This window comes from Pseudomonas sp. FG86 (genome assembly GCF_057808775.1).
In genome coordinates this window covers 14,931-35,973 of record NZ_JBMDIS010000067.1, presented here as the reverse complement: position 1 = coordinate 35,973, position 21,043 = coordinate 14,931, and the positions used below count along the sequence as shown (strand labels likewise).

The window sequence follows — 21,043 nt, the reverse complement described above, 5'->3', positions numbered from 1 at the left end:
TCGCAGCCCAACGCGGGGCAAGCCCGCTCGCCACAACAAGCCCGCTCGCCACAGGTTACTGTTTGCTCGTTCTATCTCTTGACTGACTGGCATTGGGGCTTGCCCCCGATAGCGGTGTGTCAGTCAGCAAATCTGGCGCTGACAGCCTGCTATCGGTGGCAAGCCACCTCCCACATTTGATCTTTATCATTTTCGATACCGGGGTCTCAGCGGTTGAGCGGCGCCACGAAGCGGCTATCGGCCGCACTGTAGATCCAGGGTTCATCCACATCCGACACCTTGAACCGCAACGTCTGCGAACTGCTCGCCGGCTTGTCGGCCAGCAATGCCACCGATACCGGCACATCGCTGATTTCCCCGGGTGCCAGGCTGATCTCGGTCTTGCCCTGCAGTTGGAAGCCCTCGGCGTCCACCAGCTCCAGGCGGTAATCCTGGCGTTGCTGCGTCTTGTTGATGACCTTGAGGCTGTAGATGTTTTCGATCAAGCCCTGGGCGTTCTCGCGGAACATGCCACGGTCCTTGGTAACGTCCAGCGACACCATCGGCCGTTGCACCAACGCCACCACCAGCGCCGCGATCATCACCAGCAGCACGGCACTGTAGCCGATCAGGCGCGGCCGCAGCAGGTGAGTCTTGCCACCTTGCAGTTGATGTTCGGAGGTGTAGCTCACCAGGCCACGGGCATAGCCCATTTTGTCCATGATCGAATCGCAGGCGTCGATGCACGCCGCGCAGCCGATGCACTCCATTTGCAGGCCGTCGCGGATATCGATGCCGGTGGGGCAGACCTGCACGCACAACTGGCAGTCGATACAGTCGCCCAGGCCGACATCCGCCGGTTTCACCTCGCGTTTGCGCGGGCCGCGGCTTTCGCCACGGGCCACATCATAGGAGATGGTCAGGGTGTCTTTGTCGAACATCACGCTCTGGAACCGCGCGTAGGGGCACATGTGCATGCACACGGCTTCGCGCAGCCAGCCGGCATTGATGTAGGTGGCTGCAGTGAAAAACAGGACCCAGAACAGGCTCACGCCCCCCATCTGCCAGGTCAGCAGTTCGGTGGCCAGCGGGCGAATGGGGGTGAAGTAGCCGACAAAAGTCAGCCCGGTCAGCACACTGATGCCCAGCCACAACGTATGTTTGGCCGAGCGCCGCGCCAGTTTATTCAGGCTCCAGGGGGCCGCTTGCAGCTTGATGCGCTGGTTGCGTTCGCCTTCGGTGATTTTTTCGCACCACATGAACAACCAGGTAAAGGAGCTTTGCGGGCAGGTGTAGCCGCACCATACGCGGCCGGCAAACACAGTGATCGCAAACAGGCCGAAGGCGCAGATGATCAGCAGCGCCGACAACAGGATGAAGTCCTGGGGCCAGAAGGTCGCGCCAAAGATATGGAATTTGCTTTCAGCCAGGTCCCACAGCACGGCCTGGCGACCGCCCCAGTTCAGCCACACGGTGCCGAAGAAGGCCAGGAACAGAAAGCCTGCACCGCTCACGCGCAAGGTACGAAACAGGCCGGTAAAGCTGCGGGTGTGAATCAGGTTGTCGCTGGATGCGGCCTTCACCTTCTTTGGGTGCGCAGGTGCATGGGGTTCCACGGTTCGGACGGGGATTATTTCGCTCATGGTCATTCGCTCATCAGCCTCCATCAGGCGGATGAACTATGCCCGTCGCTCTGTTTGCATAACAGGCTCAGGTATGGCGATAAAAAGCGGATCAGATACGTTGGTGGCCTAGCGCTGCGACAATGTGCTGCACCCCGTGGCGCCTGGGGTGCAGGCTTGATTTGGCGATGCTGACGCAGATCAATTAAATCAGCGAACCAGGCTCTTCGGCCTTGACGTGGTTGCGTGCATCCGTTGCACCCTCGACCGTCAGGGCGTCGGCCTCGGCTTCGGTGATATAGATCCGCTGGCCGGCCAGGTCCACGTAAGACATGGCTTTGTCGTTGTCGGTGAGGACCTTGACTCGGGTAGCCGGCACGCTTTGTTCCTGGCCGTTTTCATCGAGCATGAAATAGCACAGATGGTTTTCGATACGTACGGTCATGCTGATCTCCCTTTTCATAGGCTATGAAGGTTAGGGGCATGCCATCGGCAGTGGTTCCAGGCAACTGACTGGCGGTCGCTGCGGTCCATGCTGTATCGACCCCTATACAGGACAGTTTCCATGGACGCTTGGTGGCACGAAGTCTGGCAAACCCTGCAAGCCGAATTCGCCGATATTACCGATGCGAAGCAACTCACCCAGATCACCGTACGCTTGTTGATTGCCGCGCTCCTGGGCGGGATCCTCGGTTTTGAACGTGAGCACAAGGGCAAGGCGGCCGGGGTGCGCACGCACATGCTGGTGGCCCTGGGCGCGGCGCTGTTCGTGTTGGTGCCACAGATGTCCGGCAACCAGGCGGATGCCATGAGCCGGGTGGTGCAGGGGGTGATTGCCGGGATTGGGTTCCTGGGGGCGGGCACTATCCTCAAAGGCAAGGAGGACGAGGAGGGCCAGCACGTCAAGGGCCTGACCACCGCCGCCGGGTTGTGGATGACCGCCGCCATTGGGGTGGCGGCGGGGATGGGGCGCGAGTCGACGGCGGTGCTCAGTACGTTACTGGCCCTGGCGGTGTTCAGCGTGATGCCGAGGATCGTCAAGGTCTTTGAGAAGGATCAATGACCACCGCTCAGCTCAACAGGTCGGTTTCCTTTAATTGCCCAAAGATCTTTGCGACAAACGCCGGCTCCGACGGGTTACCTGAAATCACGAGAACGCTCGTGTTGGTGGTGGGGGAGTACTTCAGCTGCATTTCCCCGCTGGCCCCGGATAGTTGGTGGACCCATTGCAATGGTTTATTGAGTTGTCTGCGAATACCTGAAACATCCAGTTTGTCTTGACCGTGCACGAAATCCCGGACTTCGCTGGGGGCGTCGAGGGAAGACTCCTGGATGCTGGTGTAACGGTAGATATTGGGCCGAACCGTGCACGGTTTGTGGGGTGTGTCAGTGGGTATGCGATTCTCCAGATCAGTGGGGTGTGGGAACTTCAACGACCCGATTGCTTTTCTCACCAGCGCGGAAATGGAACACAGGGACGTCGCCCTGGCATTTGCTTGAGCAAGGTTGTCCTGGATATCCAGCAAAGGCTCGTGCTTTTTACTGGCAAAGCGGCGCACGAGATCAAATCGGCTTTCAAGCGGGGCGGTCATTAATCTGTACTTCAGGTCGAACAGGGCCGACTCGACATGGTTCCGATAGCTGTCGACCTGCTCAGCCTCGAAGGGAGACAGGACAGTGTCGATCGCATCTTTGCTCAATTGAGATTCGACCTTCTCGAGGACCTTGACGTTGTCGTTTGCATCGGGCCCGGACAATAAGGTGCTGATCTTGTCGGTCGTCAATAGCGTGCCAATTTTGTTGAAGGTGTCTATAGACCCTCTGGATGTTGGATCACGCAGCATGTGTTCAACCGTGCTTCGGTTTACCTGGGCACCCAGGTCAGTGAGGCTTTGCTTCATCGTTGCCGTGCTTGAAGGGGCCGGCTCGGGGTTGTCGGGTCGCTTGGGTTGCCTGGCGTGGTTCGGGCCTGAGCGGAGCAGGGCCTCCAGGGCTTGCGTGGTTACGACTGAAGACGCGGGAGGGAGGCCCCGTTCCGCACGATGCTGGCTTGGAGGGCGTGCGGAGTGGGGCGTCGGTATTTGATGGATGGCTGACATAATGTGTCCTCGCGAGTGCTTGGGTAAGCGAGTCGTCTTGGGATGACGTCTATGCGCGGTCAGTATCACCAATGTCCATTCAGACGAAGTAAGGACTTCACCGTTCGAGCCAGTAGGGTATTTCGCTTGTTAAGGTCAGTTCCCAGAGGTACTCGACATCACGGGGGCGATCGTCGTCGGTGGCTCCTCCACCGGCGGTGGCTCGTTTTCAGGTGGTTCTTGTTCTGGAATGGGCTCAGGCTCTGTGGGCGGCAGCGTCGGGTTATCGATATTCGGGTCGGGTGTTTCAGCCGGGATCGGGATATTCATCGGTATGGCCTCGTTTGTGCTTTGCTCTAGCGGTGGACATCGGGTGGGGGGAATTGATTCCCCGCCCAATGGCGGCATATCCGCCTGAACTTTTAACCAGGGTGCAGGCTCGGACCTTATACGGCCCTGCTCAGGGAGAGCGGCGCCGTATCAGAATTCGGATCAAGCAAAGAGCGTCCACAGGGCGTAAGGGGAAGATGCTCGATGACTGCTGAAACACTGGCTCCAAAGGAATCCTTATTGCCGTTGTCCCAGGCGCTGTTGTTGCCCAGGATCGCGATTGAAAGCACCACCCCCGTGATTGATGGCGGCGAATTTGCCGTAAAGGCCGTGGTGGGCCAGCGTGTCAATGTCACCAGCAAGGTGTTCGCCGATGGGCACGACAAGCTCGCCGTGCTGATCCGCTGGCGTGCGTTGCACGAAGAAAGCTGGCACAGCGTGGTCATGGCCGATGTGGGCAACGATGGCTGGGAGGGTACTTTTAGCGTCGTCCAGCAGGGGCCCCACGAGTATTGCATCGAAGCCTGGATCGATACCTTCGCCAGCTTCTGCTACGAACTGCGCAAGAAACACGAGGCCGGGGTGCCGGTCAGCCTGGAGTTGCAGGAAGGCCGCAGCCTGGTGTTGCAGGCCGCCGAACGCAGTGACAACGAGCTGCGCGACCGCCTGATGCTGCTGCACCACGAACTCTCCGGCCTGCTGGAAACCGAGCAGGTCGCGCTGTTTTTGCACGAAGACAGTGCGCATCTCATGACCCAGGCCGACCACCGCGCCTACTTGAGCATCAGCACCGTATACCCGATCGATGTGGAGCGCGAAGCCGCACAATTTGCCAGTTGGTACGAACTGTTTCCCCGTTCGATCACCGACGATCCCGCACGCCACGGCACCTTCAATGATGTGCACTCGCGGCTGTCGATGATCCATGACATGGGCTTCGATGTGCTGTACTTCCCGCCGATCCACCCCATCGGCCGCAGCCACCGCAAGGGCAAGAACAACGCGCTCACGGCCGGCCCGGATGATCCGGGTAGCCCCTACGCGATCGGCAGCGAGGAGGGCGGCCACGAAGCCATCCACCCGCAACTGGGCAGCCGCGATGACTTTCGCCGCCTGGTCAAGGCCGCCGCCGAGCATGGCTTGGAAATCGCCCTGGACTTTGCCATCCAGTGCTCCCAGGACCACCCCTGGCTCAAGAAGCACCCGGGCTGGTTCAACTGGCGCCCGGACGGCACGATCAAATACGCGGAAAACCCGCCGAAAAAATACCAGGACATCGTCAACGTCGACTTTTACGCCGCCGATGCCATCCCCGGCCTATGGACCGAGCTGCGGGACATCGTGGTCGGTTGGGTGGAAGAGGGCGTGAAGACCTTTCGCGTCGACAACCCTCACACCAAGCCGCTGCCGTTCTGGCAATGGTTGATCAGTGATGTCAGGGCCAAGCACCCGGAAGTGATCTTCCTCGCCGAAGCTTTCACCACCCCCGCGATGATGGCGCGCCTGGGCAAGGTCGGATACTCCCAGAGCTACACCTATTTCACCTGGCGTAACACCAAGGCCGAACTGAGCGAGTACCTGACGCAGTTGAACCAGTCACCGTGGCGCGAATGCTACCGGCCGAACTTCTTCGTCAATACGCCGGACATCAACCCAGGCTTCCTGCATGAGTCTGGGCGTCCGGGCTTCTTGATCCGCGCCGTGTTGGCCAGCATGGGCTCGGGGCTGTGGGGCATGTATTCAGGTTTTGAACTGTGCGAAGCCGCGCCGGTACCGGGCAAGGAAGAGTACCTGGACTCGGAGAAGTACGAGATCCGCCCACGGGACTTCACCGCGCCGGGCAACATCATTGCCGAGATCGCCCAGCTCAATCGCATCCGCCGACAGAATCCGGCGTTGCAGACCCACTTGGGCCTGAAGCTGTACAACGCCTGGAACGACAACATCCTGTACTTCGGCAAGCGCAGCGAGGACGGCAGCAACTTCATCCTGGTGGCAGTCAACCTCGACCCCTTCAACGCCCAGGAAGCCCATTTCGAGTTACCGCTCTGGGAGCTGGGCCTGCCGGACGATGCGCAGATCCAGGGTGAAGACTTGATGAACGGCCATCGCTGGACCTGGTACGGCAAGAACCAGTGGACGCGGCTGGAGCCGCAGATGCCGTTCGGGATCTGGCGTATCACCACCTCCTGAGCCTGGCGAAGATCAACAGCTGGGAGGGGGCAAGCCCCTCCCACCTTGACCGCGTTCAGTTTGCAAGAATTTCAGTATTTCAGGAGTTTCCAATGGCGAAGAAACCCAAGGCTGCCACCTTTATCAAAGACCCGCTCTGGTACAAGGACGCGGTGATTTACCAGGTTCACGTCAAATCCTATTTCGACTCCAATAACGACGGCATCGGTGACTTTCCCGGGCTGATCGCCAAGCTCGACTACATCGCCGACCTCGGTGTGAACACCATCTGGCTGCTGCCGTTCTACCCTTCGCCACGCCGTGATGACGGCTATGACATCGCTGAATACCGTGGCGTGCACAGCGACTACGGGACCCTGGCCGACGCCAAGCGCTTTATCGCCGAAGCCCATAAGCGCGGGCTGCGGGTGATCACCGAGCTGGTGATCAACCACACCTCTGACCAGCACCCCTGGTTCCAGCGCGCGCGCAAGGCCAAGCCCGGCTCGGCGGCTCGCGACTTCTACGTATGGTCCGATGACGACCAGAAATACGATGGCACGCGCATCATCTTCCTCGACACCGAAAAGTCCAACTGGACCTGGGACCCGGTCGCCGGCCAGTACTTCTGGCACCGCTTCTATTCCCATCAGCCGGACCTCAACTTCGACAACCCGCAGGTCATGAAGGCCGTGCTGTCGGTGATGCGTTACTGGCTGGACATGGGGATCGACGGCCTGCGCCTGGACGCCATCCCGTACCTGATTGAGCGTGATGGCACCAACAATGAAAACCTGCCGGAGACCCACGACGTCCTCAAGCAGATCCGCGCCGAAATCGACGCCCATTACCCTGACCGCATGCTGCTCGCCGAAGCCAACCAGTGGCCGGAAGACACCCAACTGTACTTCGGTGACAAAAAGGGCGATGACGGTGATGAATGCCATATGGCCTTTCACTTTCCATTGATGCCGCGCATGTACATGGCCCTGGCCCAGGAAGACCGCTTCCCGATCACCGACATCCTGCGCCAGACCCCAGAGATCCCCGCCAACTGCCAATGGGCGATCTTCCTGCGCAACCACGATGAGTTGACGCTGGAGATGGTCACCGACAAAGAGCGCGACTACCTGTGGAACTACTACGCAGCCGACCGGCGTGCGCGGATCAACCTGGGCATTCGCCGGCGCCTGGCGCCTTTGATGGAGCGCGATCGCCGTCGTGTCGAGTTGCTCAACAGCCTGCTGTTGTCGATGCCCGGCACGCCGACCCTGTATTACGGCGATGAAATCGGCATGGGTGACAACATCTACCTCGGGGACCGCGATGGCGTGCGCACGCCGATGCAGTGGTCCATCGACCGCAATGGCGGCTTCTCGCGCGCCGACCCGGCCAGCCTGGTGCTGCCGCCGATCATGGACCCGCAATACGGCTACCTGTCGGTCAACGTCGAAACCCAGGCCCAGGACCCCCACTCATTGCTCAACTGGACCCGGCGTATGTTGGCGGTGCGCAAGCAGTCCAAGGCGTTTGGCCGTGGCAGCTTGAAGATGCTCTCGCCGAGCAACCGCCGCATCCTCGCCTATACCCGTGAATTCACCGGAGACGATGGCCGCACGGAAATCATCCTGTGCGTGGCCAACGTATCGCGTAGCGCCCAGGCCGCCGAGCTGGACCTGTCGGCCTTTGCCGGCATGGTGCCGGTGGAGATGCTCGGCGGGAATGCCTTCCCTCCGATCGGCCAGCTTAATTTCCTGCTGACCCTGGCGCCGTATGGCTTCTACTGGTTTGTGCTGGCAGCGGAAAACCAGATGCCCAGCTGGCACGTGGAACCGGCGCAGAGCATGCCGGACTTCACCACCCTAGTGCTGAAAAAACGCATGGAAGAATTGCTGGACGCCCCTTGCCGCGCCAGCCTTGAACAACAGGTGCTGCCGGCGTGGCTGCCGAAACGGCGTTGGTTCGCCGGCAAGGACACGGCCATCGACAGCGTGCATATTGCCTACGGCGTGCGTTTCGGCGACCCGGAGCACCCGGTGTTGCTCAGCGAGATCGATGTGACCAGTGGCGGCCAGGTCAGCCGTTACCAGTTGCCCTTCGGCTTCCTCGGCGAAGACCAGTTCACCAGCGCCTTGCCGCAGCAATTGGCCCTGGCCCGTGTACGCCGGGTGCGCCAGGTGGGACTGGTCACCGATGCCTTCAGCCTGGAGCACTTTATTCGCGCGGTGATCCAGGGCCTGCAGGCCGGCAGCGTGCTCAACTCCAGCGAGGGCGACCTGCGCTTCGAGGCCACTTCCCATCTGGCACCCTTGCAGTTGGCCGAGGACGCCCAGGTACGCTACCTGGCCGCCGAGCAGTCCAACAGCTCGGTGGTGGTCGGCGAGAGCCTGGTGCTCAAGCTGATCCGTAAAGTCAGCGCCGGGGTACACCCGGAGCTGGAGATGAGTGCCTACCTGACCGCCGCCGGATACCCGAATATCTCGCCGCTGCTGGGGTCGGTGATTCGCCGCGATGCGGCCGGTGACGACAACCTGCTGATGATTGCCCAGGGTTACCTGAGCAATCAGGGCGATGCGTGGAGCTGGACCCAGAATAATCTGGAGCGCGCGATTCGCGACGAACTCGCCGAGGCCATCTCCGAACAGGAGCAGCACTACAACGCCCTGGGTGAACTGGCGGACTTCGCCGGGTTGCTCGGCAAGCGCCTGGGGGAAATGCACCTGGTACTGGGAGCGCCCACCACGAACAAGGACTTCAAGCCCGAAGCCACCACGGTCAAGGACACCCAAGCCTGGGCCAAGGATGTAGGGGCGCAGATCGACCGCGCCCTGCAATTGCTCAAGCTGCATCAACACCAATTGAACCCGGCCGATCAGGCGCTGGTCAGTGCTTTGCTGGACCACAAAAAAGCCATCGCCAGCCACGTACAGACCCTGGCCAAGGCCACGGTGGGCGGCCTGCGGATCCGCGTGCATGGTGACTTGCACCTGGGCCAGGTACTGGTGGTCAAAGGCGATGCCTACTTGATTGACTTTGAAGGGGAGCCGGCGCGGCCGCTGCATGAACGCCGCGGCAAGCACAGCCCCTATAAGGATGTGAGTGGCGTACTGCGGTCGTTTGATTACGCAGCGGCCATGGCCCTGAATGGACAGGGGGTCGATCACTCGCCCGAAGCGGATACCGCCCGCAAGCGGGTGACCGACCGTTACCTGAACGAGGCGCGCCAGGCATTTATCCAGGCTTATCAGGCAGCCACGGCTACACTGGGCCATGACTGGCAGGATGCCAAAGGCCAGGACGCGGCGCTGACGTTGTTCAGCCTGGAGAAGGCCGCGTACGAAGTGGCCTACGAAGCGGAAAACCGCCCGACCTGGTTGCCGGTGCCCTTGCAGGGCTTGCATGGCCTGCTCAGTGGGCTTACACCTAAATCGAAAACTGCACGCGGTGGGGAGACGTCATGAGCTTTACGAGTAAAGAACCGCTGCAACCGAAGTTGACAGCAATGCCGGCGTCCAAGGACGTCGAAGCGCTGGTGCGCGCCGAGCACCACGACCCCTTTTCCATTCTGGGGCCCCATGATGACGAGCAGGGCGGGCAGTTTATCCGCGCGTTCCTGCCGGACGCCTTGAGCGTCCAAGTGTTGAGCAAAGAGGGCGGCGAGCCCCTCGCCACTCTGGAGGCGAACCAGGTGCCTGGGTTGTTCGTCGGGCATCTCGCGACACGCCAGCCTTATGTGCTGAAGATCCAGTGGGCCGGCGGTGAGCAGATCACCGAAGACCCGTACAGCTTCCAGCAATTGCTGCTGGGGGAAATGGACCTGTACCTGTTTGCCGAAGGTAATCACCGCGACCTCAGCAGTTGCCTGGGCGCCCAGGTGACCACGGTCGATGGCGTGCCGGGCGTGCGCTTCGCCGTATGGGCACCGAACGCGCGGCGTGTCTCGGTGGTGGGCGACTTCAATATCTGGGACGGTCGCCGCCACCCGATGCGCCTGCGTCATCCGTCGGGCGTGTGGGAGATTTTTATCCCGCGCCTGCAAGCGGGTGCGGCTTACAAGTACGAGATCCTCGGCGCCCACGGTATCTTGCCGCTCAAGGCTGACCCGATGGCACTGGCCACCCAGCTGCCGCCCGACACCGCGTCCAAGGTCGCCCCGCCGTTGCAGGTGGATTGGCAGGACCATGAGTGGATGCAGGCGCGCACAGAGAAGCAGCAGCCCACCGCGCCGCTGTCGATCTACGAATTGCATGTGGGCTCCTGGCAGTGCGAGCTGGACGAAGCCGGTGAAGTGGCGCGTCAGTACGGTTGGCGCGAGCTGGTCGAGCGTTTGATTCCGTATGTGCAGCAACTGGGGTTCACCCATATCGAACTGATGCCGATCATGGAGCACCCGTTTGGCGGTTCCTGGGGCTACCAGGCGTTGTCGCAGTTCGCACCGAGTGCCCGATTTGGTTCGCCGGAAGATTTCGCGTATTTCGTCAACGCCTGTCACCAGGCCGATATCGGCGTGATCCTCGATTGGGTGCCGGCGCATTTTCCGACCGATACCCATGGCCTGGCGCAGTTCGACGGCACCGCCCTGTACGAGTACGCCAATCCGCTGGAAGGCTTCCACCAGGATTGGGACACGCTGATCTATAACCTGGGCCGCACCGAAGTCCACGGCTATATGCTGGCGTCGGCGCTGCACTGGCTCAAGCATTTCCACGTCGATGGCCTGCGCGTGGATGCGGTGGCCTCGATGCTCTACCGCGACTATTCGCGCAAGGCCGGCGAGTGGGTGCCCAACCGCCATGGCGGCCGCGAGAACCTGGAAGCCATCGACTTCCTGCGCCACCTCAACGACGTGGTGGCCCTGGAAGCTCCGGGGGCACTGGTGATTGCCGAAGAGTCCACCGCCTGGCCCGGTGTCAGCCAGCCCACCCAACAGGGCGGCCTGGGGTTCAATTACAAATGGAACATGGGCTGGATGCATGACTCCCTGCATTACATTCAGCAGGACCCGGTGTACCGCGCCCATCATCACAACGAGCTGAGCTTCGGCCTGGTCTACGCCTGGTCCGAACGCTTCATCCTGCCGATCTCCCATGATGAGGTGGTACACGGCAAGCACTCGCTGATCGACAAGATGCCCGGCGACCGCTGGCAGAAATTCGCCAACCTGCGCGCCTACCTGAGTTTCATGTGGATGCACCCAGGCAAGAAGCTGTTGTTCATGGGCTGCGAATTCGGCCAGTGGCGCGAGTGGAACCACGATCAGCAACTGGACTGGTACCTGCTGCAATACCCGGAACACCGGGGGGTACAGAAGTTGGTGGGCGACTTGAACCGCCTGTACCGCGAGGAGCCCGCGCTGCACGAGCAGGATGACGCGCCCCAGGGGTTCCAGTGGCTGATCGGCGATGACGCGATCAACAGTGTGTACGCCTGGCTGCGCTGGAGCAAAGACGGCAAGCCTGTGCTGGTGGTGGCCAACTTCACCCCGGTGCCACGTGAGGGATACAAGGTGGGCGTGCCGTTTGCCGGGCGTTGGAGCGAAGTGATCAACAGCGATGCCGACACTTACGCCGGCTCCAATTACGGTAATGGCGGTGGCGTGTTTACCGAAGATGAACCGCGCCACGGACAACCGGTGTCGTTGTCGTTGAATCTGCCGCCGTTGGGGGTGCTGATTTTGCGTCCGCAAGCCAGTTAAAGGCTCTACCGCACTGGATTCAGTTGTCCGCGCTAGTGGCAGGATGCCACAATGGCATCTTTGTTGCGGCAGTCGAATCGGGCGGGTTTCATGAATGGCCTTGGGCGTAGTCAGGACGAGGATTGCTTTATAGAAGAGCAGGTGCGAACTGACCGTTTGCACCAGCTGTTTCGCCAATCTTTTGCTGCGATTTTCGGCAGTTACTTCGCTGCCGTCATGCTCTGCTGGGTGTGCTGGGATCGCTTCGATCATCAGGTCATGATGGTCTGGCTGCTGGTGTTGGCGGCTTCGTCGCTGCTGCGGGTCAAGATGTTCATGGACTGGTTTCGCTGCCCCGGCAGCGAACGCACCCCGGACCGCTGGGAGCGGCGTTATTGGATCACCCTGTGCCTGTCTGCCGGCGTCTGGGGCGTTGGAGCCTTTGCGGTGATGCCCACCGACGATCGGCTGTCCCAGACCCTGGTCATCCTGTTTACCGTGGGCATGTCCGTCAGCGCCGTGTCCTGTTACTCGGCCTATCGCTACATGACCATGGCCTCGGTTGGCCTGGTACTGTTGCCGTCGACGCTGTGGCTGCTGTTCCAGCCATCGCCGATGCAGGTGGGGATGGCGCTGGCCGTGCTGGTGTTCTCATCGTTTGTGGTCAGCGCCACGCGTAAAATGTCCGACGCCCTGGAGAAAGCCTTTCGTCTCACCCGCGAGATGGAGCGCGCCCACACGATTTCCACCCACGCCGCACAGACCGACGAATTGACCGGCCTGATGAACCGCCGCGCATTTTTCGAACATGCCCAACAGTTGTACGCGCAGTGCCGGTATCACCAGCAGCCGCTGTGTGCGCTGATGCTGGACATGGATCACTTCAAGCAAATCAACGACACCTATGGCCACCAGGCGGGGGACCAAGTGTTGCGCCAGATCGGTGGGGTGATCAGCGCCTCGTTTCGCCAGGCCGACGTCTATGGTCGGCTGGGCGGGGAAGAGTTTGCGGTGCTGCTGCCCAACACGTCATTGGAAACCGCGCTGGATATCGCCGAGCAGTTGATCAAGGCGATCGCCGGCCTGGCATCGGACCCGGTCCAGGGCTTGACCGCCAGCCTCGGGGTGGCGTCGACCCACAACCAGGATCAGGACCTGCACGGCCTGATGAATACCGCTGACAAGGCGCTGTACCGCGCCAAGGCCCTGGGCCGCAATCAAGTGGCCGTGGCGGAGTAGGGCTCAGTCCTTGAGCATGGCCTTGGCCAGCACTTGCGCCACTTGGTCGGCGGAGTAGGGCTTGGCCAGGAATGCAAACCCTTCATAGCCGTTGTCTGCCAGCTCGTCGCTGTAACCAGAGGTGAGCACCACGGGCAAGTCCGCGCGGCGCTGACGCAAGACCTTGGCCATCGCCACGCCGGTCATGCCGGGCATGACCACATCCGAGAAAATCGCATCGAATGCCCTGGCATCCGGGCCGGCCAGGGCCAATGCCTGTTCGGCATCGGTGACCCAGGTGGTCTGGTAACCCAGGTCCTGAAGGATCTGGTTGGCGAAACGGCCAACCTCCAGGTTGTCCTCGACAATCAGGATATTGCGCAGGGTGCTGGTGTCGAGGGGTGTCGGCTCGGCGGGTGCGGGCTCGTTCCCGGTCAGCTGCGGTTCCGCTTCGGGCAGGTAAAGCGTAAATACCGTGCCCTCGCCAAGGGTGCTGGCCACATCGACGTTACCGCCGGACTGCTTGGCGAAACCGAACACCTGTGACAAACCGAGGCCGGTGCCTTTGCCGACGGCCTTGGTGGTAAAAAACGGCTCGAAAATGCGCTCCAGAGTGTCGCCGGCAATACCGCTGCCCGTGTCGGCCAGGGACACCGCCACAAACGGCTGGCGCGATTCGGCATCGCCGCGGATACGCGGCAAGGCGGGCAGGCGCGCCACGCTCAGGGTCAGGGTGCCTTGGCTGTCCATGGCATCGCGGGCGTTGAGGGCGATATTGATCAATGCCGCTTCAAACTGGCTGGAATCCACCCGCACATGGCAAGGCTGCTCGGGCAGGTTGACGCGAACCTGAATGCGCGCGCCGGTCACGCTTTCCAGCATTTCAGCGATGTTCTGCACACGCTGGCCTACGTCGAAGACTTCCGGGTTCAACGGTTGGCGGCGGGCAAAGGCGAGCAGCTGGCTGGTCAGCTTGCTGGCGCGTTCCACCGTGTCGGAAACCGCGCTCATATAGCGTTGGCGGCGTTCCTCGGAGAGCCCGGGTTGGCGCAGAAAGTCCACCGACGAACGAATGATGGTCAATAGATTGTTGAAGTCATGAGCGACACCCCCCGTCAATTGGCCGATGGCTTCGAGCTTTTGCGACTGACGCAGGGCGGCTTCGGTTTGCGTCAACAGCCGTGTACGTTCTTCCACCCGTTGTTCCAGGGTGGCGTTGAGCTCTGTGAACGCGGCCAGGCCTTCGCGCACGGCGGCGTTGGCGCGTACGCGTTCGATATGCGCCCACGAACGCTCGGTTACCTCGCCCAACAACGCCAGGTCATAGGCTGACCAGTCCCGCTCGGTCTTGTTGTGCACGGCCATCAGGGCGGTCAAGCGACCGTTCTTGATCAGCGGCATGCAGATCGTGGCCGCTACGCCCAGCGCCTGGAAACTCAGGGATTCATGGGCGGGCAGTTCGACCAGGTGATTGCGGATCACCAGCGGCTCACCGGCGCGCAGATGCTTGACCGCCGTGTGCCCGAACGCTTTGAGGCTGTAGTGCCCGGTGATGCTGGGCGAACCGGGTGCGGTCCAGTTGTCGCGGATGGTGAAGCCGTCTTCGTCGGCGTCCATATCGGCGTAGGCACAAATGGACACCTGCAGGTGCTGCGCCAGCAGGCGGGTGGTGGCCGTCATGATGGTTTCGGCGTCGGTGGCGTTGGTCACCGAGTTGCCGATGGCATCCAGCACCGTCAGGCGGCGAGAGAGGAACACCGTTGCGGTGGTTTCCGTCACGGTGTCGAGCATCCCCACGACCCGCCCCTTAGGGTCACGGATCGGGCTGTAGCAGAACGTGAAATAGGCCTGTTCCGGCGTGGCGCTGCGCTCGATCACCAAGGGGAAGTTTTCGATATAGGTGGCATGGCCCTCGAAGGCGGCGTCGGCGATGGGACCGATCTCTTCCCAGGCTTCGCTCCAGATTTGGCTGAACGGGCGGCCCAAGGCATAGGGTTTATTGCCGAGTATGGGGACAAACGCGTCGTTATAGAGCGTGATCAACCGAGGCCCCCAAATGATGGCTTGGGGGAAGCTGGAAGCGAGGCACAGGGCAACGGTGGTCTTCAATACATCCGGCCACAGCTCAATTGGCCCGAGGGGCGTACTGGCCCAATCATGCTGGCGAATCCGCTCAGCCATGTCGCTGCTGCTTTGCAGCCAATTCATCATTGGGAAAACACCTTGTCTGCCAGAGTCTTATAGCGCGCCCGAACGTGACAGGCGCCAAGCTACTGACCCGGTTAATCGCCGCCAGTTCAGCGCAAGTATCCCTTAGATGGCGATTTGATGCTGCCCCTGTTTGAACGCGGCACGAGCGTCGGCGGGGGCCGTTGCCCAAACCTTATTGCGAGCCGAATAAACCGGTCCAGTAAATCCCGGCATCGCTCTTCGGATCCATCGCATAGGCGGCGCCCAGTTCGCGAAACTGCGGGTTCATCAGGTTGGCGCAATGGCCGGGGCTGGCGAGCCAGCCATCCACCACCTTGCGCGGCGTGTCGAGGCCGGCGGCGATGTTTTCCCCGATGTTCTTCGCGATATACCCGGCCAGTTCGGCGCGGTCGCCTGGGGTGCGGCCGTCAGGGTCGAGGTGATCGAAGAAATTGCCGTTGGCCATGTTGCGTGCATGGCTGTTGGCCGCATCGGCGAGGTTGGCGTTCCACGACAACGGGGTGGTCGCGTTAAAGGCCTGGGTGCCACACTGGCGCGGTTGTTCACGGGCGGCGTTGATCAGGTTCAGCAGTTGCTTGCCCTCGGTCTGCCAATCGCCCCGGCCGCTGGACAGCAGGGGGCGGGCGAGTACGATGCGCCAATCCTGGCCGTTGTTGCTCACGCCGATGTCGACGAACTGCGGGTCCAGGACCACGCGGCAGAAGCTTTCACGCACGGCCTTCATGGCCGCCTGGGCATCCTTGGGGCCGGACAGGCTGATGGCTTGCACATTCACCATCGGGTACGCCGCCCGCGCCAACGCCTGTTGCAGGTCGCCGACATTGCTGGCGGGCAACACCAGCCGCGTATCGTTGGCCAACGGCGGCAGTTCCTGGGAACCCTGGTCACCGCAGCGTTGCACCTGGCTGCGGTACGCGTTGATCTGTTGTACCAACTGATTTTCTTCATTCGCCATCGCACTGGCGCAGAACACTACACTGGCGGCCAGCGTCGTAAGACCCATCATCAATGACAGAACGCGCATGGACGTTACCCTTGAACTTGAAAGTGCCCATGATGCGCGATGTGGGGGCGTCCATGCACCCGTTGGTCCGAACTTTTTTCCTCAGTTTTTGAATGCCGAGTGTTTACGACCCTGGTCGCACAAGGCAAACACCACCACCAGCAGCGCGGAAATGGCGAGGATAATCACCACGCCATCGGTGGAGTGGGTCGCTGATGCTGCCACCATCGACAGTGCGCCCAGCGGGGCCAGGCCGCCCGCGATGGCGGTGCCGATTTCGCGCCCGGTACCGAAACCCGAAGAGCGGGTCTGGGTGGGGAACTGTCGGCTCAGGAACGAGCCCTGAGGTGCAAACATCATGGGCGCGAGGAGGCCGGTACCGACGCCGATGGCGATGTAGATCATCAGGTTTTCACCCGTGTTGAGCAGGGCCAGGAACGGGTAGGCGAACAGCAGCGAGAGCAACCCGCCCAGTATCAGCACGGTCTTGCTGCTCCACTTGTCGCACAGCCAGCCGAAGCAGGGCACGGCGACGATGGCAATCAGGCTGGCAATGGTCACCGACAGCGAGGTGACGTGGACATCCACGCCCTTGAACTGGGTCAGGTACGCCAGGGAGAAGGTCTTGAAGATGTAGCTCAGGGCGTTGTAGCCAATGGCCACGAAAAACACCACGGCCAGGCCTTTCAGGTCGTTCTTGAACAAGGCTTTGAGAGGCGACGCCTTGGCCTTGTTCGCTTCCTGGCTCAGTTCCTTGAACTGCGGGGTTTCTGGAATGCTGTTACGCACCCACAGGCCCACACCCACCAGGACGATGCTGCAGATGAACGGAATGCGCCAACCGCCGGCCAACAGGAACTCGTTGCCGTTGATCGTCAGCAGGTACACGGTGAGCGACGACAGCAACAAACCGAGGTTCAGGCCCAGGGCCGGCCAGGCGCCCTGGCTGCCGCGTTTACCCTGCGCCGCGTGTTCATAGGAGGTGACCGCCGCCCCTGACAGCTCGGCGCCTGCGCCCAGGCCCTGGATGATGCGGATAAACACCAGCACGATCGGCGCCCAGATGCCGATGGAGGCATAGCTGGGAATCAGGCCGATCAGCGTGGTGCACACGCCCATCAGGCAGAAGGTCAGCACCAGCACTTGCTTGCGGCCGAACTTGTCGCCCAGGTAGCCAAACAGGATGCCGCCAAACGGGCGAGCGATGAAGCCGATGGCAAAGGTGGAGAAGGCCATCAGCGCGGCGGCTTTAGGGTCGCTGTTATCGAAGAAGATCTTCGAGAACACAATCGCCGCCATGGTGGCGTATAGGTAAAAGTCGTACCACTCCAGCATCGAGCCAAAGATGGTGGCGGCGGCGACTTTGCGCAGGCGCTTGCGGGTTTGTGCGGGCGTTTCGGTGCCGGGGATGGAGGCAGATGCCGTCATGCTGGACTTCCTTCTGGGTCTTTGTAGTTATTGTCAAATGGACGTGTATTGCAGGGGTTACTCGGGCTTGAACAGGCGGTCGGCGATCATGGCGCCGATTGGCATGGCTGACGTGGCGGCCGGCGAGGGCGCGTTGCAGACGTGGAGCATTCGTGGGGTCTGGGCGAACAGGAAGTCGTGCACCAGGCTGCCGTCGCGCATCACTGCCTGGGCGCGGATGCCGGCCTCGTAGGGCAGCAGGTCGTCGAGGGTCAGCGATGGGCAGTACTTGCGGCACTGCTCCAGGTAGCCGGACTTGAACAAGGAATTCTTCATCTCGGCGGTGCCTGAACCGAGGTTTTGCCAGAGGGTTTTCCAGAAACCGGGGAAGCTGGCGTACTGCGCCACGTCACGCCAGTTCACCGAGAACTTGCGGTAGTTCTCACGGCCCAGGCCCAGCACCGCATTGGGGCCGACGGTCACACTGCCGTCGATCATGCGCGTCAGGTGCACACCGAGGAACGGCAGCTCCGGGTCGGGAATCGGGTAGATCAGGTGGTTGACGATGTTGTTTTTCGCCGCCGGCAGACGAAAGTATTCGCCGCGAAACGGGATGATCTGGTGGTCGATCCTGACCCCGGCCAGGCGCGCCAGGCGGTCTGACTGCAAGCCTGCGCACACCACCAGATGGCGTGCTTGCCAGGTTTCGCCGCGGGTGCTGACGGTGACTTTGTCGCTGTCCTCGTGGATGGCCGTCACGGTGCGCTCCAGGCAGATCTCCCCCCCGCTGCGGCGGATGACCTGGGCCATGGTCTCGCATACCTGGCGGTAATCGACGATGCCGGTGGCGTCAAGAAACAGCCCCCCCAGGCCGACGATGTTCGGTTCGCGTTGGCGCAACTGGTCCGCGTCCAGGCGCTCGACCTTCATGCCATTGAGTTGGGCGCGGGCATACAAGGCTTCCATCCGCTGCATTTCCAACGGGCTGGACGCCACCAGCAGCTTGCCGCATACCTCGAACTTGATCCCGTGTTCGGTGCAGAACTGTTTGGTGGCTTCGGCGCCGCGCTTGCACAGGTCAGCCTTGAGGCTGCCTGGCGCGTAGTAAATGCCTGCGTGGATCACGCCGCTGTTATGGCCGGTCTGGTGTTTGGCCAGCACGGGCTCTTTTTCCAGGATCACCAAAGACGCGCCGGGCTGGCGCTTGAGCAGCTCCATTGCCGTGGCCAGGCCGACGATGCCGCCGCCGATGATGCAAAAGTCGTGAATCATTGCGTGGGGGACCTCACAGTGCACATTTCAGTCTGCTTATCAGGTTGTCAGACTAATGTTTTTGTTAAAAAAATGGCGTGTCGAGGACACGCTATAAACGGGGTGGAATCGGTCAGTTGGTGGTGGGCAATTCCAGGCTCAGGCGCCCGGCCGCAGCGCGCAGGTGGGCCTCGGCACTGGCGGCGGCGCGTTGAGCGTCACCGTCGGCAATGGCTTGATAGAGCAACTGGTGTTCCTGGGTCGCATCCGCGGAGCCGGTGACAAAACGCGAGGCCGAGTTTTCCCAGGCAGTCTTGCGTGCGCTGGCCAACTGGCTGCGCAAAAAGTCATGGAAGGCCACGAAGTAGTCATTCTTGCTGGCGTCGGCGATGGCGCGGTGGAATTCCACATCGGCCAGGGCGGCGGCTTCGAAGTTGTCGCGATGCTCCTGCATGGCCTGCAAGGCGCGTTGCATGCGTTGCAGGTCGGCGTCGTCGCGGCGCCGGGCGGCAATTGCGGCGGCCTGGGTCTCGATCCACAGGCGCACCTCGAACATCTGCGCCAGGTCGGGAAGACGGCCATTCGGCTGCGGAAAACGGAACACCGTGCCGGCCGGGGTTTGCGAAATGAACGAGCCTAGCCCGCGACGTGCGGTGATGACGCCGTCGGCCTTGAGCTGGGCGATAGCCTCGCGCACCACCGAGCGGCTGACGTTGAGTTGCTCCGCCAATTGCTGTTCGGTGGGCAAGCGCGATTCGGGCGGCAATTGGCCGGAATCGATTTCTGCGCGGATGGCGCTGACAACCCGTACGACAAGCGAATCGGGGCGCTGGAGCTCAAGCATGGGACAACCTTGGTAGTCAGGTTGTCAGACAATAGTCGTTACGATTTTATCTTGTCAACAGGTGAGTGCGGTCGACACCGCGCCACCTTGCAATCGCACAGGCCAGCAGCATGAGGCCGGCGGCGACGAAAAAGGTGGCATGCAGGCCCTCCGTCACCGATTGCGCAGTCGCATGGAGGACGTCGGGGGTCGCCCACGCGAATACCGCGCCCAGGGCCGAGGCACCGAAGATCAGCCCGAGGTTTCGTGACAGGTTGAGCAGGCCCGAGACCGTACCGCGGCGCGCGCTTTCCACACCGCTCATCACTGCGGTGTTGTTGGCGGCCTGGAACAGGCTGTAGCCCGCCGTCAAAATCACCAGTGAGCCCAGGTAGGCGACCAGTCCCGACGCCAGTGACAGCAGCAGGGCGCCACCGAGCAGAGTGCCCAGCCCCGCGAGCGTCATGCGCTGGCTGCCCAGGCGGTCGGTGAGTTGGCCTGCCGGTACACCGGTGAGCGCTGCGACACAGGGGCCGACGGCCATGGCCAGGCCCATCCACTCAGGGGGCAGCCCCAGGCCAAGGGACAGGTAAAAAGGGCCGACCACAAAGGTCGCCATGATCACCGCGGCGACCAATGCACTCATCGCCAGGCCGGCACACAACGCCCCGGCTTTCAATGACGACCCTGCGCTGGCGGCTGGGCGCGCCCGTTGCTGATCAGCCGGCAAGTAGCGCCAGGCGAGGGCGGCCGCCAGTAACCCCAGGGGCGCACCCACCAGGAACAGGGCCTGCCAGCCCCACACGCTGAGCAACATGCCGCCAACGCTGGGGCCCATGGCCGTGCCCACCGCCGACATCGTGCCGAGCAAGCCCATCGCGCGTCCGGTGCGTTCCGCGGGCACCGTATCGCCGACCAGGCCCAGGGTCATCGCCATCATGATCGCCGCGCCCAGCCCCTGCGCGACCCGCGCGGCAATCAACCCATGCAGGCCGGGCGCGACACCGCATAACCCGCAGGCGAGCGCAAACAACAATAACCCGGCGAGCAACAACCGCTTGCGGCCCAGGCGATCGCCCAGGCGCCCGGCGCTGACAATCACCGCGGTGATCGCCATCAGGTAGGCCAGCACCACCCATTGCACGGCATGGAATGATGCATCGAACGTTTGCGCCAGGCGCGGCAGGCCGACATTGGCAATGCTGGTGCCAAGGGACGCGAGCAACATGGACAGGGACAGGCTGGCAAGACCGCCACGTGAGGAAGTGTGCATGG

The 21,043-nt window shown here is 61.8% G+C and carries 15 protein-coding genes; 5 read left to right on the top strand and 10 right to left on the bottom strand.

What is annotated here, in order from left to right; translation table 11 throughout:
• Positions 1-206: 206 nt before the first annotated feature.
• Both ccoG and ACODSV_RS27870 read right to left on the bottom strand, forming a co-directional pair.
• Positions 207-1,622, bottom strand: coding sequence for a cytochrome c oxidase accessory protein CcoG (gene ccoG / locus ACODSV_RS27875; RefSeq protein WP_277378240.1), 1,416 nt, complete (start codon positions 1,620-1,622; stop codon positions 207-209).
• Between the two features lie 184 nt (positions 1,623-1,806).
• On the bottom strand, positions 1,807-2,046 hold the full coding sequence (locus tag ACODSV_RS27870) for a DUF3203 family protein (RefSeq protein WP_024075162.1): 240 nt from the start codon (positions 2,044-2,046) through the stop codon (positions 1,807-1,809).
• Between the two features lie 120 nt (positions 2,047-2,166).
• On the opposite strand from ACODSV_RS27870, the gene ACODSV_RS27865 reads away from it, so the two are divergent.
• Positions 2,167-2,664: an MgtC/SapB family protein gene (locus ACODSV_RS27865; RefSeq protein ID WP_069075883.1), complete on the top strand. Its 498-nt coding sequence runs from the start codon at positions 2,167-2,169 to the stop codon at positions 2,662-2,664.
• A 7-nt stretch (positions 2,665-2,671) separates the two neighbouring features.
• On the opposite strand, the gene ACODSV_RS27860 is transcribed toward ACODSV_RS27865, so the two are convergent.
• Positions 2,672-3,502: a M10 family metallopeptidase C-terminal domain-containing protein gene (locus ACODSV_RS27860; protein ID WP_051448884.1), complete on the bottom strand. Its 831-nt coding sequence runs from the start codon at positions 3,500-3,502 to the stop codon at positions 2,672-2,674.
• A 333-nt stretch (positions 3,503-3,835) separates the two neighbouring features.
• Positions 3,836-4,009: a hypothetical protein gene (locus ACODSV_RS27855; RefSeq protein ID WP_168233082.1), complete on the bottom strand. Its 174-nt coding sequence runs from the start codon at positions 4,007-4,009 to the stop codon at positions 3,836-3,838.
• A 204-nt stretch (positions 4,010-4,213) separates the two neighbouring features.
• Between ACODSV_RS27855 and ACODSV_RS27850 the strand changes: the two genes are divergently transcribed.
• The 4 genes from ACODSV_RS27850 to ACODSV_RS27835 all read left to right on the top strand — a co-directional run bounded on the left by ACODSV_RS27850 (position 4,214) and on the right by ACODSV_RS27835 (position 13,094).
• Entirely contained in the window at positions 4,214-6,202 is a 1,989-nt protein-coding gene (locus ACODSV_RS27850) for an alpha-1,4-glucan--maltose-1-phosphate maltosyltransferase (RefSeq protein ID WP_150054759.1), read from the top strand.
• A gap of 92 nt (positions 6,203-6,294) precedes the next feature.
• Positions 6,295-9,642 (top strand): maltose alpha-D-glucosyltransferase, encoded by a 3,348-nt coding sequence (treS, locus tag ACODSV_RS27845; RefSeq protein ID WP_454843614.1) that lies wholly within the window; start codon positions 6,295-6,297, stop codon positions 9,640-9,642.
• The gene (gene glgB / locus ACODSV_RS27840; RefSeq protein WP_102624225.1) at positions 9,639-11,876 is read left to right on the top strand and encodes a 1,4-alpha-glucan branching protein GlgB; all 2,238 of its coding nucleotides are present in this window, start codon (positions 9,639-9,641) and stop codon (positions 11,874-11,876) included. The genes treS and glgB overlap by 4 nt, the downstream gene beginning before the upstream one ends.
• A gap of 51 nt (positions 11,877-11,927) precedes the next feature.
• Positions 11,928-13,094, top strand: a complete 1,167-nt coding sequence (locus tag ACODSV_RS27835; RefSeq protein WP_024075168.1) for a GGDEF domain-containing protein — start codon at positions 11,928-11,930, stop codon at positions 13,092-13,094.
• A 3-nt stretch (positions 13,095-13,097) separates the two neighbouring features.
• Here the strand turns inward: ACODSV_RS27835 and ACODSV_RS27830 are convergent, their stop codons facing one another.
• From ACODSV_RS27830 to ACODSV_RS27805, 6 genes are all read right to left on the bottom strand, one after another.
• Positions 13,098-15,284, bottom strand: coding sequence for a GAF domain-containing hybrid sensor histidine kinase/response regulator (locus ACODSV_RS27830; RefSeq protein WP_150054758.1), 2,187 nt, complete (start codon positions 15,282-15,284; stop codon positions 13,098-13,100).
• A gap of 172 nt (positions 15,285-15,456) precedes the next feature.
• The gene (locus ACODSV_RS27825) at positions 15,457-16,308 is read right to left on the bottom strand and encodes a CAP domain-containing protein (RefSeq protein ID WP_150054757.1); all 852 of its coding nucleotides are present in this window, start codon (positions 16,306-16,308) and stop codon (positions 15,457-15,459) included.
• A gap of 81 nt (positions 16,309-16,389) precedes the next feature.
• Positions 16,390-17,715 (bottom strand): MFS transporter, encoded by a 1,326-nt coding sequence (locus tag ACODSV_RS27820; RefSeq protein ID WP_024075171.1) that lies wholly within the window; start codon positions 17,713-17,715, stop codon positions 16,390-16,392.
• A gap of 57 nt (positions 17,716-17,772) precedes the next feature.
• A complete protein-coding gene (lhgO, locus tag ACODSV_RS27815; RefSeq protein ID WP_024075172.1) occupies positions 17,773-18,966 on the bottom strand; it encodes an L-2-hydroxyglutarate oxidase in 1,194 nt (397 codons plus the stop codon).
• A gap of 112 nt (positions 18,967-19,078) precedes the next feature.
• Positions 19,079-19,789, bottom strand: a complete 711-nt coding sequence (locus ACODSV_RS27810) for a FadR/GntR family transcriptional regulator (protein WP_024075173.1) — start codon at positions 19,787-19,789, stop codon at positions 19,079-19,081.
• A 46-nt stretch (positions 19,790-19,835) separates the two neighbouring features.
• Entirely contained in the window at positions 19,836-21,041 is a 1,206-nt protein-coding gene (locus ACODSV_RS27805; protein ID WP_150054756.1) for an MFS transporter, read from the bottom strand.
• Between the last annotated feature and the right edge of the window lie 2 nt (positions 21,042-21,043).

Excerpts from the sequence above, each read along its gene's own strand:
- ccoG (WP_277378240.1), bottom strand. The coding sequence starts at position 1,622 with ATGAGCGAAATAATCCCCGTCCGAACCGTGGAACCCCATGCACCTGCG.
- ACODSV_RS27870 (WP_024075162.1), bottom strand. The coding sequence starts at position 2,046 with ATGACCGTACGTATCGAAAACCATCTGTGCTATTTCATGCTCGATGAA.
- ACODSV_RS27865 (WP_069075883.1), top strand. The coding sequence starts at position 2,167 with ATGGACGCTTGGTGGCACGAAGTCTGGCAAACCCTGCAAGCCGAATTC.
- ACODSV_RS27860 (WP_051448884.1), bottom strand. The coding sequence starts at position 3,502 with ATGAAGCAAAGCCTCACTGACCTGGGTGCCCAGGTAAACCGAAGCACG.
- ACODSV_RS27855 (WP_168233082.1), bottom strand. The coding sequence starts at position 4,009 with ATGAATATCCCGATCCCGGCTGAAACACCCGACCCGAATATCGATAAC.
- ACODSV_RS27850 (WP_150054759.1), top strand. The coding sequence starts at position 4,214 with ATGACTGCTGAAACACTGGCTCCAAAGGAATCCTTATTGCCGTTGTCC.
- treS (WP_454843614.1), top strand. The coding sequence starts at position 6,295 with ATGGCGAAGAAACCCAAGGCTGCCACCTTTATCAAAGACCCGCTCTGG.
- glgB (WP_102624225.1), top strand. The coding sequence starts at position 9,639 with ATGAGCTTTACGAGTAAAGAACCGCTGCAACCGAAGTTGACAGCAATG.
- ACODSV_RS27835 (WP_024075168.1), top strand. The coding sequence starts at position 11,928 with ATGGCATCTTTGTTGCGGCAGTCGAATCGGGCGGGTTTCATGAATGGC.
- ACODSV_RS27830 (WP_150054758.1), bottom strand. The coding sequence starts at position 15,284 with ATGATGAATTGGCTGCAAAGCAGCAGCGACATGGCTGAGCGGATTCGC.
- ACODSV_RS27825 (WP_150054757.1), bottom strand. The coding sequence starts at position 16,308 with ATGCGCGTTCTGTCATTGATGATGGGTCTTACGACGCTGGCCGCCAGT.
- ACODSV_RS27820 (WP_024075171.1), bottom strand. The coding sequence starts at position 17,715 with ATGACGGCATCTGCCTCCATCCCCGGCACCGAAACGCCCGCACAAACC.
- lhgO (WP_024075172.1), bottom strand. The coding sequence starts at position 18,966 with ATGATTCACGACTTTTGCATCATCGGCGGCGGCATCGTCGGCCTGGCC.
- ACODSV_RS27810 (WP_024075173.1), bottom strand. The coding sequence starts at position 19,789 with ATGCTTGAGCTCCAGCGCCCCGATTCGCTTGTCGTACGGGTTGTCAGC.
- ACODSV_RS27805 (WP_150054756.1), bottom strand. The coding sequence starts at position 21,041 with ATGCACACTTCCTCACGTGGCGGTCTTGCCAGCCTGTCCCTGTCCATG.